12 protein-coding genes are annotated in these 13613 nt (G+C 36.3%); 11 read left to right on the top strand and 1 reads right to left on the bottom strand.

What is annotated here, in order from left to right; genetic code table 11:
• Window positions 1-19 precede the first annotated feature (19 nt).
• Together gatA and gatB are read left to right on the top strand one after the other, a co-directional pair.
• Window positions 20-1483, top strand: a complete 1464-nt coding sequence (gatA, locus tag PB01_RS16330) for an Asp-tRNA(Asn)/Glu-tRNA(Gln) amidotransferase subunit GatA (RefSeq protein ID WP_151701167.1) — start codon at window positions 20-22, stop codon at window positions 1481-1483.
• Between the two features lies 1 nt (window position 1484).
• Window positions 1485-2912, top strand: coding sequence for an Asp-tRNA(Asn)/Glu-tRNA(Gln) amidotransferase subunit GatB (gatB, locus tag PB01_RS16325; RefSeq protein ID WP_151701166.1), 1428 nt, complete (start codon window positions 1485-1487; stop codon window positions 2910-2912).
• Between the two features lie 661 nt (window positions 2913-3573).
• On the opposite strand, the gene PB01_RS16320 is transcribed toward gatB, so the two are convergent.
• A complete protein-coding gene (locus PB01_RS16320) occupies window positions 3574-4869 on the bottom strand; it encodes a globin-coupled sensor protein (RefSeq protein WP_225986073.1) in 1296 nt (431 codons plus the stop codon).
• 308 nt (window positions 4870-5177) lie between these two features.
• Between PB01_RS16320 and PB01_RS16315 the strand changes: the two genes are divergently transcribed.
• From PB01_RS16315 to PB01_RS16280, 9 genes are all read left to right on the top strand, one after another.
• The gene (locus PB01_RS16315; RefSeq protein ID WP_151701164.1) at window positions 5178-5741 is read left to right on the top strand and encodes a thioredoxin family protein; all 564 of its coding nucleotides are present in this window, start codon (window positions 5178-5180) and stop codon (window positions 5739-5741) included.
• Window positions 5742-5864: 123 nt separating this feature from the next.
• A complete protein-coding gene (locus PB01_RS16310; protein WP_151701163.1) occupies window positions 5865-6776 on the top strand; it encodes a diacylglycerol kinase in 912 nt (303 codons plus the stop codon).
• A gap of 272 nt (window positions 6777-7048) precedes the next feature.
• Window positions 7049-8395, top strand: coding sequence for a cytochrome ubiquinol oxidase subunit I (locus PB01_RS16305; RefSeq protein WP_151701162.1), 1347 nt, complete (start codon window positions 7049-7051; stop codon window positions 8393-8395).
• Window positions 8392-9417 (top strand): cytochrome d ubiquinol oxidase subunit II, encoded by a 1026-nt coding sequence (locus PB01_RS16300; protein WP_151701161.1) that lies wholly within the window; start codon window positions 8392-8394, stop codon window positions 9415-9417. Before PB01_RS16305 ends, PB01_RS16300 begins: the two co-directional genes overlap by 4 nt.
• A gap of 11 nt (window positions 9418-9428) precedes the next feature.
• Entirely contained in the window at window positions 9429-9533 is a 105-nt protein-coding gene (cydS, locus tag PB01_RS21965) for a cytochrome bd oxidase small subunit CydS family protein (protein ID WP_404815088.1), read from the top strand.
• An 83-nt stretch (window positions 9534-9616) separates the two neighbouring features.
• A complete protein-coding gene (locus PB01_RS16295) occupies window positions 9617-10318 on the top strand; it encodes a YjjG family noncanonical pyrimidine nucleotidase (RefSeq protein WP_151701160.1) in 702 nt (233 codons plus the stop codon).
• Window positions 10319-10444: 126 nt separating this feature from the next.
• Entirely contained in the window at window positions 10445-11182 is a 738-nt protein-coding gene (locus PB01_RS16290) for a GTP pyrophosphokinase (protein WP_151701159.1), read from the top strand.
• A gap of 110 nt (window positions 11183-11292) precedes the next feature.
• A complete protein-coding gene (gene rlmD, locus PB01_RS16285) occupies window positions 11293-12654 on the top strand; it encodes a 23S rRNA (uracil(1939)-C(5))-methyltransferase RlmD (protein ID WP_225986072.1) in 1362 nt (453 codons plus the stop codon).
• Between the two features lie 523 nt (window positions 12655-13177).
• Window positions 13178-13366 carry a hypothetical protein gene (locus tag PB01_RS16280; protein ID WP_151701157.1) on the top strand — a complete coding sequence of 63 codons (189 nt, stop codon included), beginning with the start codon at window positions 13178-13180 and terminating at the stop codon, window positions 13364-13366.
• Window positions 13367-13613 lie beyond the last annotated feature (247 nt).

Below are 13613 nucleotides of genomic sequence, written 5' to 3'. Positions count from 1 at the left end.
GTTGTGAGGAGGGAATATAATGACTTTATTTGAACGTTCGGCAAAAGAACTACAAGCTCTTTTACATAACAAGGAAATTACAATCGCTGATTTGACAAAAGAAGCTTATGCACGCGTAGAAAAGCTAGATGGTGACGTAGAAGCTTTCTTAGCGTTAAATAAAGACAAAGCTACACTAACTGCTGCAGAATTAGATCAAGTACCTTTTGAAGAGCGTGGACCATTATTTGGTTTACCCATTGGAGTGAAAGATAATATTGTGACAGAAGGTTTAGAAACAACTTGCGCAAGTAAAATTTTAGAAGGATTTAATCCAATTTATGACGCAACTGTCGTAAAAAAATTACGTGCAGCAGGAATGGTTACTATTGGTAAATTAAACATGGACGAGTTTGCGATGGGTTCTTCAAATGAGAACTCGGCGTATAAAACAACAAAAAATCCATGGGCATTAGACCGTGTTCCTGGTGGATCTTCTGGTGCATCAGCAGCTGCAGTAGCGGCAGGTGAAGTTCCATTCTCATTAGGCTCTGATACAGGTGGATCTATCCGTCAACCAGCTTCTTACTGTGGAGTTGTTGGGATGAAACCTACTTATGGCCGTGTTTCTCGTTTTGGTTTAGTTGCATTCGCATCTTCATTGGACCAAATTGGACCGATCACTCGCAATGTAACAGACAATGCATTATTACTTGAAGCAATTTCTGGACTTGATCCACATGATTCCACTTCAGCCGATGTAGAAGTACCAAACTTTGCTGCAGCTTTAACAGGGGATATAAAAGGCCTTCGAATTGCTGTTCCAAAAGAATATCTAGGTGAAGGTGTAAGTGTTGCTGTTCGTCAATCAGTGTTGGATGCTTTGAAAGTTTTAGAAGCACAAGGAGCAACTTGGGAAGAGGTTTCATTGCCGCATTCTAAATATGCTTTAGCAACATACTATATTCTTTCTTCTTCAGAAGCTTCATCTAACTTATCCCGTTTCGATGGTATTCGTTATGGTTTCCGTGCAGAAAATGTTCAAAACTTAATGGAATTATATAAGGAAACACGTTCTCAAGGATTTGGTGATGAAGTAAAACGTCGTATTATGCTAGGTACTTACTCTTTAAGTGCAGGGACATATGATGCTTATTATAAAAAAGCACAACAAGTACGTACACTTATCAAAGAAGATTACGATAAAGTATTAGCAGACTACGATGTTATTGTCGGGCCTACTGCACCAACACCAGCATTTAAAATTGGTGAGAATGTAGAAGATCCTTTAACGATGTATGCAAATGATATTTTAACAATTCCGATTAACCTAGCAGGAGTACCAGCTATTTCGATTCCTTGCGGATTTGAAAATGGTCTACCACTTGGATTACAAATTATTGGGAATTACTTTGATGAGTCTACCATTTATCGTGTAGCACATGCTTATGAGCAAGCTACAGATTTCCATAAACAAACTCCTCAAATTTGGGAGGGAAAATAACATGAACTTTGAAACAGTTATTGGATTAGAAGTACACGTAGAGTTAAAAACAAACTCTAAAATCTTCTCTGCAGCACCGAACCACTTTGGAGCTGAGCCAAATACAAATACGACAGTAATCGATCTTGGATATCCTGGCGTGCTACCCGTGTTAAATAAAAACGTAGTCGATTTTGCCATGCGTGCAGCGCTTGCATTAAATATGGAAATTGAACAAAATACGAAATTTGACCGTAAAAACTATTTCTACCCAGACAATCCGAAAGCGTATCAAATTTCTCAATTCGATAAGCCGATTGGTAAAAATGGTTGGGTTGAGATTGAAGTAAATGGAGAGAAAAAACGTATTGGTATTACTCGCCTTCATATGGAAGAAGATGCAGGTAAATTATCACATGCGGATGGATACTCTTTGGTTGACTTCAACCGTCAAGGTACTCCATTAGTAGAAATCGTATCAGAACCTGATATTCGTACTCCTGAGGAAGCATATGCTTACTTAGAAAAAGTGAAATCTATTATCCAATATACAGACGTTTCGGACTGTAAAATGGAAGAAGGATCTTTACGTTGTGATGCTAACATTTCTATACGTCCATATGGCCAAGAAGAATTTGGTACAAAAACAGAGTTGAAAAACTTAAACTCATTCAACTATGTACGCAGAGGCTTAGAACACGAAGAAATTCGTCAAGCGGAAGTACTTTCTTCTGGTGGAATAATTGAACAAGAAACTCGTCGTTACGATGAGAAAACAGGTAAAACAATTCTTATGCGTGTTAAAGAGGGTACAGATGACTATCGTTATTTCCCAGAACCAGATTTAGTAGATCTTGTAATTGATGATGCATGGTTAGAGCGAGTACGTGCAGAAATTCCAGAGCTACCAGATGCACGTAAACAACGGTATATCGAAGAAATTGGTTTATCTCCTTATGATGCGCATGTATTAACTTTATCAAAAGAAATGGCTGACTTCTTTGAGGCAACAATAGCTGATGGAGCAGATGTAAAACTTTCTGCTAACTGGTTAATGGGCGAAGTTTCTGCATACTTAAATGTAGACCAAAAAGAATTGAAGGATATTAAACTTACTCCATCAAACCTTGCGGGAATGATTAAGTTAATTTCGGATGGTACTATTTCATCTAAAATAGCAAAAAAAGTATTCAAAGAACTTGCTGATAATGGTGGAGCAGCAGAAGAAGTTGTAAAAGCGCAAGGCTTAGTGCAAATTTCAGATGAAGGTGCACTTCGTGAAATCGTAACTACAACATTAGATGCTAACCCACAATCGATCGAAGACTTTAAAAACGGGAAAGACCGCGCAATCGGTTTCCTAGTCGGTCAAATTATGAAAGCAACAAAAGGACAAGCCAACCCACCTCTTGTAAACAAAATCTTACAAGAAGAAATCGTAAAACGATAAACAAGAAAAGCGCAAGCGTTCTTTAAGTGCATTTGGTGTCTTACCGTTTCCAGAGTGCATTGAACGAAACATTGGCTACACTATTACCAGGGGAATTTTTGTGGATTGAGAAGTGACACAGTCACTTCTTAATCCACTTTTTTCGGTGATCTTGTGGCTGATGTTTGTCCGTCGCCCTCTTGAAATAGATAGAGACAAGGTGCGGAAGGTTTGGTTAATGAGAGACTATATACTTTCCTATTCATTTAAAAGCGGACGAAGAGTCAATTTCGTCCGCTCAGCTCTTCTTTATTAAGGAAGGCTATCTATTTTTTTAGGTTCAACTTGCCCTATTAATAAAGAAAAAAAGTAACAGTTCATTATTTTGAGGAAGCATATTGTCTTTCTTATTTACTCTTTTGATTGGAGTGGAAGGCGGCGACTTCTAAGAATTAGCAAGTAAATCAAGACCCTGGTCTGAGCGCAGAGGCTTGATATTTGACTGACTTGCAAGCGTCCGCCAGCAGTGGAAACCAACCTGTTCATGGCATAAAATTTTAGATACTTGCTTTTTCATTCATCTTTAAATAAAGGATGACACCAGCTTATAAACTGGTGTCATCCTTTTTTATTTGGAAAATAGTCCATATCACTCGCGAAAAAGTAAGAACATCTGTGTTTCTTATAAATCGTTTATCGTATTTATTAATCCATCAGACGAGATAGCAATAGTTTCAACTGCCTGATTTAATTCATTTAAAATTTCAGAAATAGTTGCAATTTCTGTATTAGATTGTTCACTTTGAATTTTTATTCCTGACATTGCTTGAACAATGTTTTGATAGGATTCAGACATTTGTTCGTATTTATCAGCACCATCAGCAATTAGATGGTTCATTTCAGAAACTGATTTGGTTATATCACCAATACCATCGTCTGTTTCTTGGATTAATGATTCGACGCTTTCGATTGCTTTTTTTGTGTCTTCAGAGAGTTTTCTTACTTCAGAAGCTACTACTGCAAATCCTACACCATGCTCACCTGCACGGGCTGCTTCAATGGCCGCATTTAGAGCAAGTAAGTTTGTTTGATTTGCTATAGATGTAACTAAACCGACAATATTTCGAATTCTATTAGAAGAGTCTTGGAGTTGCACCATTTTTATCTGTAAAGCATTAATACTTTCAGTAATTAATCGCATTTGTTCCATTTGTCTAGTTAGAAGAATTTGACCGGATTGTGATTTCTCCTCCGTATCTTGTACGAAAGATAGATTTTGGTTCGTAGATTCTTTTATGTTTGTTGCTTGGTATGATAACTTATTAATCGATGCGCTTGTTTCTTCACTAACAGCTGCTAGATTCTCGGCAGTATCATGTACCTCGATTTTCACTTTATCCTTCTGCAATTGTTCTACTATTCGCATACGCATGTTCTCAGCTTCGTAAGCCTCCAAAACTAATTGTTGCTCTAGATTTAAAATCTTACTAATCGCAGCAAGTGCATCACGTTTTGCTGAATCTGAAATAGTTAGTGTCATGATATACTTTAAGAATTCGTAGTTTAAAGTTTCAAAAGCAGCCATATACCACTTGGGCTCCAACCCGATTTTTACGTGAACATGAGCAATTATCTTTCTTTGGTTCAGATAATTAGAGTCGATTACACCACTAAACATTTCTAAAAGATGACTATATAGTGTTTTTTTCAGACGTTCAACACTACTATGGGTCGTAATTATATCCATTAGTTTCGATTCAGACTCTAAAGATTTATAGAAAGAAGTTACTGTAACATCTAATATTTGTTGAACAAATGGTTGTAAATGATGAAGTATTGCAAGATCATTTTTCGTGAGATGAATCATTGCAATTTGCTTTTTTATGTCTGAATGGTCCGAGATATCTAATACAACAGGTATGTCTTTCGTAAAATCAATGCTGTTGGTTAAATTTTGCTTTTTAAAGAAAAGAGTCACTTTATATATTCTCCTTTTGGCGGAAACTAAGAGGTTAAAGCTTTCTAAATAGATATTTTTGAAATCCATCGCAGATATTTCACTGTTCTTCTGTTTCCATTGCTCCTTTTTGAATTTCAATTAACTAGTAATTGGCTTGATGACTAATCCAATTTTTCCAATGCACTCTTACCTTTTATCGTCAAAATAGGCTGGGTTTTAAGCTTGTCCTTAGGGGAATGTATTATTGGTCGATAAAAATTACAACCAACTAATTTGAATAAGCAATGAGAACACAGTATACTTAGTAAAAAAGGAGGTTTCTCAAAATGCCTACTGAACAACAATATTTTGAAAAAGCTAAATCACTTACACAATATATGGATGATATGACAACAAAAAAAGAAGAATCTTTTAATATATATAATCAGTTCGAAGTGCCTGCGGATGATGAATTTATTGCCGTATTAAAAGAATCTGCACCACATATACTAGTTATAACAGAAGACTGGTGCGGCGATGCGATGCTGAATAATGCTATTCTTCGTAAAATTGCAGAAGCTGCTGGAATTGAGGTACGTGCTGTATATCGTGATGAAAATGTGGATTTAATCGATCAATATTTAACGAACGGTGGTCGCTCCATTCCTGTTTATTTATTGATAAATAACAATGGAGAAGTTGTTGGCAAATGGGGACCTCGAGCAGAAAAAGTGCAACAATTCGTTGCAGAAGGTCGAGAAAATCTGCCTTCTAAAGAAGACCCTAGTTTTGAAGAATTGCAAAAAGCATTTTATGAACAAATGACGAAAGAGTTAATCGACAATAAAGACTTTCATTTAGCCGTTTACGAAGATATCCGAAATAACTGGCTACAAGCACTTCAAAATTAAATGATGGCAAATTAAATGAAAAAGAGTCGGCATCAGTCGGCTCTTTTAGTAATGGGATAAAACATCAAAAGAAATTAGTCACTATGTAATAAAAGAAATGGTGAAGTAGAAAGGGAAATCTATATGAAACGTGCACGAATCATATATAATCCAACTTCCGGTAGGGAACTTTTTAAAAAGAATTTACCAGAAGTATTGGAGGCTTTAGAAATTGCGGGATTTGAAACATCTTGCCATGCGACAACATGTGAAGGAGATGCTACGGTTGCCGCGAAGAAAGCAGTCCAAAATGGTTTCGACTTAATCATTGCTGCAGGTGGAGACGGGACATTAAACGAGGTTGTTGCAGGTATAGGTGAATTTGATAAACGACCTAAAGTTGGTCTAATTCCAATGGGAACGACGAATGATTTTGCTAGAGCAGTTCATATTCCTAGGGATATCCAAAAAGCTGTGGAAATCATTATAAAAGGAGATACAATTCCAGTCGATGTTGGACTTGTAAATGATCGTTATTTTATTAACATTGCAGGTGGCGGAAGAATCACTGAAATTACATATGAAGTACCTAGTAAGTTAAAAACAATACTAGGGCAACTTGCATATTACTTGAAAGGGATTGAAATGCTACCATCTATTAATGCAACAAAAGTAAAAATTGAATACGACGATGAAGTATTCGAAGATGAAGCGATGATGTTTTTAGTAGGTCTAACTAATTCAGTTGGAGGATTTGAAAAGCTTTCACCAAGTTCAAGTATTAATGATGGGAAGTTTACATTATTAATTTTGAAAAAATGTAATATCGCTGATTTTATTCGGCTTGCGTCGTTAGCTATTCGTGGTGAACATTTAAATGACCCACATGTTATTTCCACAAAAGCAAAACATATTCGAGTTACTTCAGAAGATAAAGTACAGCTGAATCTAGACGGTGAATATGGTGGGAATATACCAGCTACCTTTCAGAATTTATACAGACATATAGAGGTTTTTGTACCAATCGATGAAATTCGAGAAGAGGACAGACCGTAAAAATTAAGCCAGCATTCCTTCGTGATTGCTGGCTTTTTTTAGTACTTAATGCTAAGCATACATATTTGTCACATTAACCCATGGAAATGTTGGAAATAAGACAAGGGTGATTATTTTAAAGATTCTATTTTAGGGTATTATAGAGGCAAGGGGAGTGAAGCGCATGTATAAAAAACAAGAGAAATATTTGATGTGGCTTGCTTTTATTGTTGCAGGAATAATGATGCTATCGATTATAGGAAGAATATTTGGAAGTTAAGGAGGAATGAAGTGTGGGAAATACAGAAGCAGTGTTTTTTAGTCGCGTATTAACTGAATTGACCTTATCTTTTCATATTATTTACGCTACCATTGGCGTAGGTGTACCGCTTATGATAATGATTGCACAATGGGTTGGAATAAAAAAGAATGATGAGCATTATATATTACTTGCAAGACGGTTAGCACGTGGTTTCGTTATTACAGTGGCTGTTGGTGTTGTAACCGGAACAGCAATTGGCTTGCAACTTTCTCTATTATGGCCAAACTTTATGCAATTAGCAGGAAACGTAATAGCACTACCTTTGTTTATGGAGACATTCGCATTTTTCTTTGAAGCTATTTTCTTGGGTATTTATCTATATACTTGGGATCGTTTTGAAAATCAAAAGAAGCACTTATTATTACTTATCCCAGTCGCTATTGGTGCTTCTGCATCCGCTGTATTCATTACGATCGTAAATGCATTTATGAATGCACCTCAAGGGTTTGACGTATTAGATGGGGAACTTATTAATATCCAACCTTTAGTTGCTATGATGAATCCCGCAATGCCAACAAAAGTTGCGCATGTACTTGTTACAGCTTATATGACCAGTGCCTTTGTTCTGGCATCTATTGCTGCATTTCGATTACTAAAAGGTTCCAACCATATTTATCATAAGAAATCATTATTTTTAATGATGAAATTAGGACTTGTTTTTGCTATTGCAACAGCACTTATCGGAGATTTTTCAGGTAAGTATTTGGCGGAATACCAACCTGAAAAACTAGCAGCGGCAGAGTGGCATTTTGAAACACAAGAAGGGGCACCTCTTGTATTATTAGGAGTATTAGATGGGAAAGAAATAAAATATGCTTTTAAAGTTCCTTATGCGCTTAGTATTTTAGCACATGATAATCCGTTTTCAGAAGTAAAAGGACTAAATGATTTCCCAGAAGATGAGGTTCCACCACTTTATATTCACTATATGTTTGATGGAATGGTCATGATTGGTATGTTTTTGCTATTCCTATCCATTGTTTATGTGTTTGGTAAAGTGAAGAAATTTAAGTTTATCTCTTCTAAATGGTTACTTTGGGTTGTTGTCATGGGAGGACCTCTCGCGGTGCTTGCAATTGAGCTAGGATGGTGGCTTGCAGAGGTAGGTCGTCAACCGTGGATTTTAAGAGGATTTATGCGTACATCAGAAGGAGCAACAACAAGTGAACATGTAGATTTAATGTTAGTGCTTTTTGCGGGATTATATCTTGTATTAGGGGTAGGAAGTATCGTAGTGCTGCGTAGAATGTTCCGAAATAATCCAGTTGAACAAGAACTGGAAGATCGACATGCTGAAAAAGGCGGTGATTTCTCATGACACTGGAGATTGTTGGTATTTCCGTATTATGGATTTTCTTATTCGGTTATTTAATCATCGCCTCCGTTGACTTTGGAGCAGGCTTTTTTAATGCTTATAGCTTGTTAACTGGAAGACAACATATTTTGACAAACGTTATCCAACGTTACTTATCGCCTGTTTGGGAAGTAACGAATGTCTTTTTAGTATTTTTCTTCGTAGGGACAATTGGATTTTTTCCGAAAACCGCTTTTTTTTACGGAACAACATTACTCGTACCGGCAAGTATAGCAATTATCTTATTGGCTATTCGTGGTTCGTATTACGCTTTTGAAACGTATGGTTCTCGTGGTCATAAAGGATATTCGTTTATGTATGGTTTAGCGGGATTGTTTATACCTGCATCACTTTCTATCGTATTGACCATTTCAGAAGGTGGATTCGTATCCATGATAGACGGTCAACCTGTACTAGATTATTGGGGACTTTTCACCAATCCATTAACATGGAGTATTGTAGTTCTGAGTGTGGCTGCTGTATTGTATATCTCCGCTGTATTTTTAACGTGGTATGCGGACAAAGCAGGTGACTCGAAGGCGACTAGTTTAATGAGGAAGTATGCGCTCATCTGGGCTTTGCCACTTATGATTACAGCTACAGGAATAATAGTAGAATTACGAGATCATAATGTAGAACATTATAATCGCATGATTGACTTTTGGTGGTTATTTGGAATATCTGCTCTTATGTTCATCGGTACCGTATGGTTTGTTTGGAAACGAGAGAAGTATGGTCTAGCACTTAGCTTATTAATCGGACAGTTTGCGTTGGCATTTTTTGCATATGGGATTTCGCATTATCCTTATTTACTTTATCCACACTTAACTCTTTATGACGGATTTACTAATCCAACGATGGCCATTGCATTAATTATTGCGTTCATCGCAGGACTTGGATTATTAATTCCTTCCCTTTATTTATTGCTAAGACTATTTTTATTCAATAAAGACTATGTTCGTGGAAAAAGAGACAATCACGTATAAGGAGGAGCAATATGACAAATTTTCTTATTTTTTATGCACCATTTATCGTTGTCATTGCCTCGATAATAGTAGCATTCTGGGTAGCACCAAAGGATAAATCAGTTTCAGAAGAATAAATGAAAGGAACCTCAGATGATGAGGTTCTTTTTTTATTATGATAAAATAGGGAAAGAATATGTTAAGAGAGTTGGAATTTACAATGAAATACGATATTTTATTATTTGACTTGGATGATACATTACTTGATTTTGGGATGACTGAACTCAATGCACTTCAACATACATTTGGTGAATACGGTTTTCCTAACGGTGTAAAGGATTATTTAGAAAGTTATAAAGCGATTAGTAAAGTGCTTTGGGATGATTTAGAGCAAGGTAGTACCACGATGGCAGATCTGAAAGCGGAGCGGTTTAAAAGACTATTCTTAGAAGTAGCACTCGATGTAGATGCGGCTGCTTTTGGTCAAAAGTATATTGAAAACTTAGGAAAAGAGGTTCATATGATTGACGGAGTGGATGAAATGTTTGCCAGTCTTTCTGGTAGCCGATTTGCTTTACTCACAAACGGCTTTAAAGAGGCACAGTATGGGAGGGTAAATGGATCATCACTTAAAGGTATGTTTGAGGCCATTATTACTTCAGAGGAAACAGGATTTCAAAAACCCCAACCACAAATATTTGAATATGCGCTTAATAAATTGAACATTACAGATCCTTCTCGCGTATTAATGATTGGAGATTCACTAACATCCGATATCCAAGGTGGGAATAATTTCGGGCTTGACACTTGTTGGTTTAATCCGCATTTGAAAGAAAATACGTCCGGAATCCAACCAACTTACGAAATTCAAGCATGGAATCAATTAATGGAAATCGTTCGTCCACATTTAATCGAAATATAACAAGTTAATCACAGTTCGTTCACATAAAATACATGATTCAACCGGTTTACAAACCTCGTAATTTTTGTTTAGTGAAAGTAAATTTGGTATGATTTCTTCATGCACATATTGAAGGGGCGCTTATATATGATTTCAGAACAAATTGAACAGTTTCAACATATGAAAAAGAATATGACACGTCTAATGCTCATGTATAAATTTGCATTAGCTGAATTAGAAACAAAGATTGAGATTCTCCAAGAAGAATTTTTAATGATTCACGATTATAATCCAATTGAACATATAAACTCGAGATTAAAGGCGCCAGAAAGTATACTCGGCAAACTTAATCGAAAAAGTAAGGGCATATCAGTAGAAAGCATACGGGAAAATGTGAGAGATATTGCGGGAATGCGCGTTATTTGTTCATTTATCTCTGATATTTATCAAATCTTTGAAATGCTAGAAAGCCAAAGTGATCTGAAGATATTAGAGGTAAAGGATTATATTCAGCAACCAAAGAAAAATGGTTATAAAAGTTTGCATCTATTAATAGAGATTCCTGTTTTTATGACTGATTGTAAGGAACTTGTGACCGTGGAGGTTCAAATTCGTACAATTGCAATGGATTTTTGGGCAAGCCTAGAACATAAAATCTTTTATAAATATGATCAATTTGTACCTGAAAGATTGTTAATAGAGCTAAAAGAGGCAGCAGATTCCGCATTTGCGTTGGACCAAAAGATGGAGCGACTTCACAATGAAGTGAAAATAATTAAAGATGAAAATAAATATGAAACGGTCGATGAACTTACTAAGTTAATGATAAAAAACCAACATGGAACTATTCCAACAGCTTTCTTGGAAATGCTAGATAAAGTGTAAAACAGACGTCACAATGGCGTCTGTTTTACACTTTTTAAAGGATGCTTTATATCAAATAGACATACATTTTTGGTATAATGGAGGAATCAAAACTAGAACGGAGAAATAAAGTGAATACACCAGTAACCAAAAATGATCGAATCACGGTTCATATAGAAGACTTAACGCATGACGGAGCAGGGGTTGCAAAAGTCGATGGATATCCACTATTCATACCAGGTGGTCTGCCAAATGAAACAGCAGAAATCCATGTGTTAAAAACATTAAAAAACTATGGCTTTGCAAAATTAATAAATATCGTAGAGGCATCGCCATTTCGAGTAAAAGCACCATGTCCTGTATTCTCAGAATGTGGAGGCTGTCAGCTGCAACATATGACAAATGAAGGACAGCTTGTTTGGAAAGAAAATATGGTGAAGAATGTCTTGAAAAGAATCGGAAAAATCGATGCACCTGTTTTACCGATTAAGGGAATGGAGAAACCATGGGAATATCGCAATAAATCACAAATCCCATTCGATTTAGAAAATGGACAAGTGGTGGCAGGTTTTTACCAATCTAAATCGCATCGCATAGCAGATACGAATACTTGTTTAATCCAATCCGATTCGGCGGATCGATTGCTACGTGCTGTGAAAGAAAAAGCATTAGAACTGGATTTAATCCCATACAATGAAGAAACGAGAAAAGGCCAACTACGTCATCTTGTCGTACGTAAAGCTCGTAAAACAGGGGAAGTAATGGTTGTTTTAGTAACCAAACATCCGAAGTTATCGAAAAAGGATGCCTTAATTGAATTCATTCAAACAATCGAACCAAATGTAACGTCCATTATTCAAAACGTGAACAATCGACATACGAATGTTATTTTTGGAGATGAAACAAATGTACTTTGGGGCAAAGCGGTTATTGAAGATCAAATAGGGGATGTAAGATTTGAAATATCTGCTCGTTCATTCTATCAAGTAAACCCAGAACAAACAGAAGTACTATATAAGCAAGCGCTCGATTACGCACAGCTCTCAGGAGATGAAACAGTAATTGATGCATATTGTGGAATCGGTACCATTTCTTTATTCTTAGCACAAAAAGCAAAACAAGTACTAGGAGTGGAAATCGTCCCACAGGCAATAGAAGATGCAAAACGAAATGCCGAATTGAATGGCTTCACAAATACGTATTTTGAGGCAGGACCTGCAGAAGAAGTTATTCCAAAGTGGTATAAAGAAGGCAAAAGTGCAGATGTACTAGTAGTGGATCCACCAAGAAAAGGATGCGACGAAGCATTGCTAAACACGATCATCGAACAACGTCCAAGTCGAGTGGTTTATGTATCTTGTAACCCAGCGACGCTTGCACGTGATCTAAGAATTTTAGAAGATGGTGGATATAAAACAGTGGAAGTACAGCCAGTTGATATGTTTCCACAGACGACGCATGTTGAGTGTGTGGCGTTGATAGAGTTAAAGTAGATGGATATCAATAGATTTAGTGGTTTTCAACTGAAAATTGAAGTGTGTTTTATGTCCATCGGACGATTGTTACTAAGTGGTTGATTATCAAGAGAGAATGAAAGCTTCGAAGAAAGAGAATGGGAAGTAACTGTCCTAGGATTTCTATTTGTAAAGAAACTGAGATTTATACTGAAGAAGCGGTTTTTCGTCAAGTTTGACGAAAGATCGCTTTTTTGATGGACCTAAACTCGTCATGCTAGAGGTAAATTAATGATTGTCATGAAATAACAATATAAAGAAAAAATCCTATACAAATCAATCTCGATTTGTATGGCGATTACTAATTTTATGAAACAATCTATTACTAACTATAAATGATAAGTTTTATTCACATAACCAATTTTCATCTGCAATATATGTCTAACAAAATCTCTTTTCACTGTGCACATACCCTCCTTAAATCTTAGTTTTTTGCGTATTTTAGAGAGAGGGGAAAGTTTGTATAAATTGTCCTCTTTGATCAATTTATAGGGGGGGAGGGATGGACATGTTGTTTTTTGAAAATGAAATAAAGAAAGTAAGTAAAAAGGTGGGGCCGTCGGGATGGAGTACAATGAGATTACAAGATCCACGCATAAATGGGCAATTACGGAAGGAACAGGTTGCCAGGGAGACGGAAGCAAGGGATGTAGAAAATCGTCGAAATAGCTTATTGAATGGAGATGATTGATTTGAATAAAAGACGTTGCTTCACCGGGAAAGGTGTGGCTACGTCTTTTTAAAAGAAAGTATACAAAATAAGTATGCCATGAACCTAGTGTTCCTGGTATTTTTTTGCTTGAAACGAATGGAAACGGGTATATCCTTGAAGAACTTTTAAGGAAATACAATTCTCAAAGAGCGAATGTTTGAGAATTCATCAAAGATTCTCGAACTATCGCTTTTTCATTTCAACATGGTAAAATTAAAGGGAAATC

The sequence above is a fragment of the Psychrobacillus glaciei genome, assembly GCF_008973485.1.
GTDB classification, from domain to species: domain Bacteria; phylum Bacillota; class Bacilli; order Bacillales_A; family Planococcaceae; genus Psychrobacillus; species Psychrobacillus glaciei.
This window is presented reverse-complemented; position numbering and strand designations above follow the sequence as displayed.

What these genes read in the sequence shown, in the direction of transcription:
- PB01_RS16310 (WP_151701163.1), top strand. Translation starts at nt 5,865, where the DNA reads ATGAAACGTGCACGAATCATATATAATCCAACTTCCGGTAGGGAACTT.
- gatB (WP_151701166.1), top strand. Translation starts at nt 1,485, where the DNA reads ATGAACTTTGAAACAGTTATTGGATTAGAAGTACACGTAGAGTTAAAA.
- PB01_RS16280 (WP_151701157.1), top strand. Translation starts at nt 13,178, where the DNA reads ATGGACATGTTGTTTTTTGAAAATGAAATAAAGAAAGTAAGTAAAAAG.
- gatA (WP_151701167.1), top strand. Translation starts at nt 20, where the DNA reads ATGACTTTATTTGAACGTTCGGCAAAAGAACTACAAGCTCTTTTACAT.
- PB01_RS16315 (WP_151701164.1), top strand. Translation starts at nt 5,178, where the DNA reads ATGCCTACTGAACAACAATATTTTGAAAAAGCTAAATCACTTACACAA.
- PB01_RS16295 (WP_151701160.1), top strand. Translation starts at nt 9,617, where the DNA reads ATGAAATACGATATTTTATTATTTGACTTGGATGATACATTACTTGAT.
- PB01_RS16290 (WP_151701159.1), top strand. Translation starts at nt 10,445, where the DNA reads ATGATTTCAGAACAAATTGAACAGTTTCAACATATGAAAAAGAATATG.
- PB01_RS16300 (WP_151701161.1), top strand. Translation starts at nt 8,392, where the DNA reads ATGACACTGGAGATTGTTGGTATTTCCGTATTATGGATTTTCTTATTC.
- cydS (WP_404815088.1), top strand. Translation starts at nt 9,429, where the DNA reads ATGACAAATTTTCTTATTTTTTATGCACCATTTATCGTTGTCATTGCC.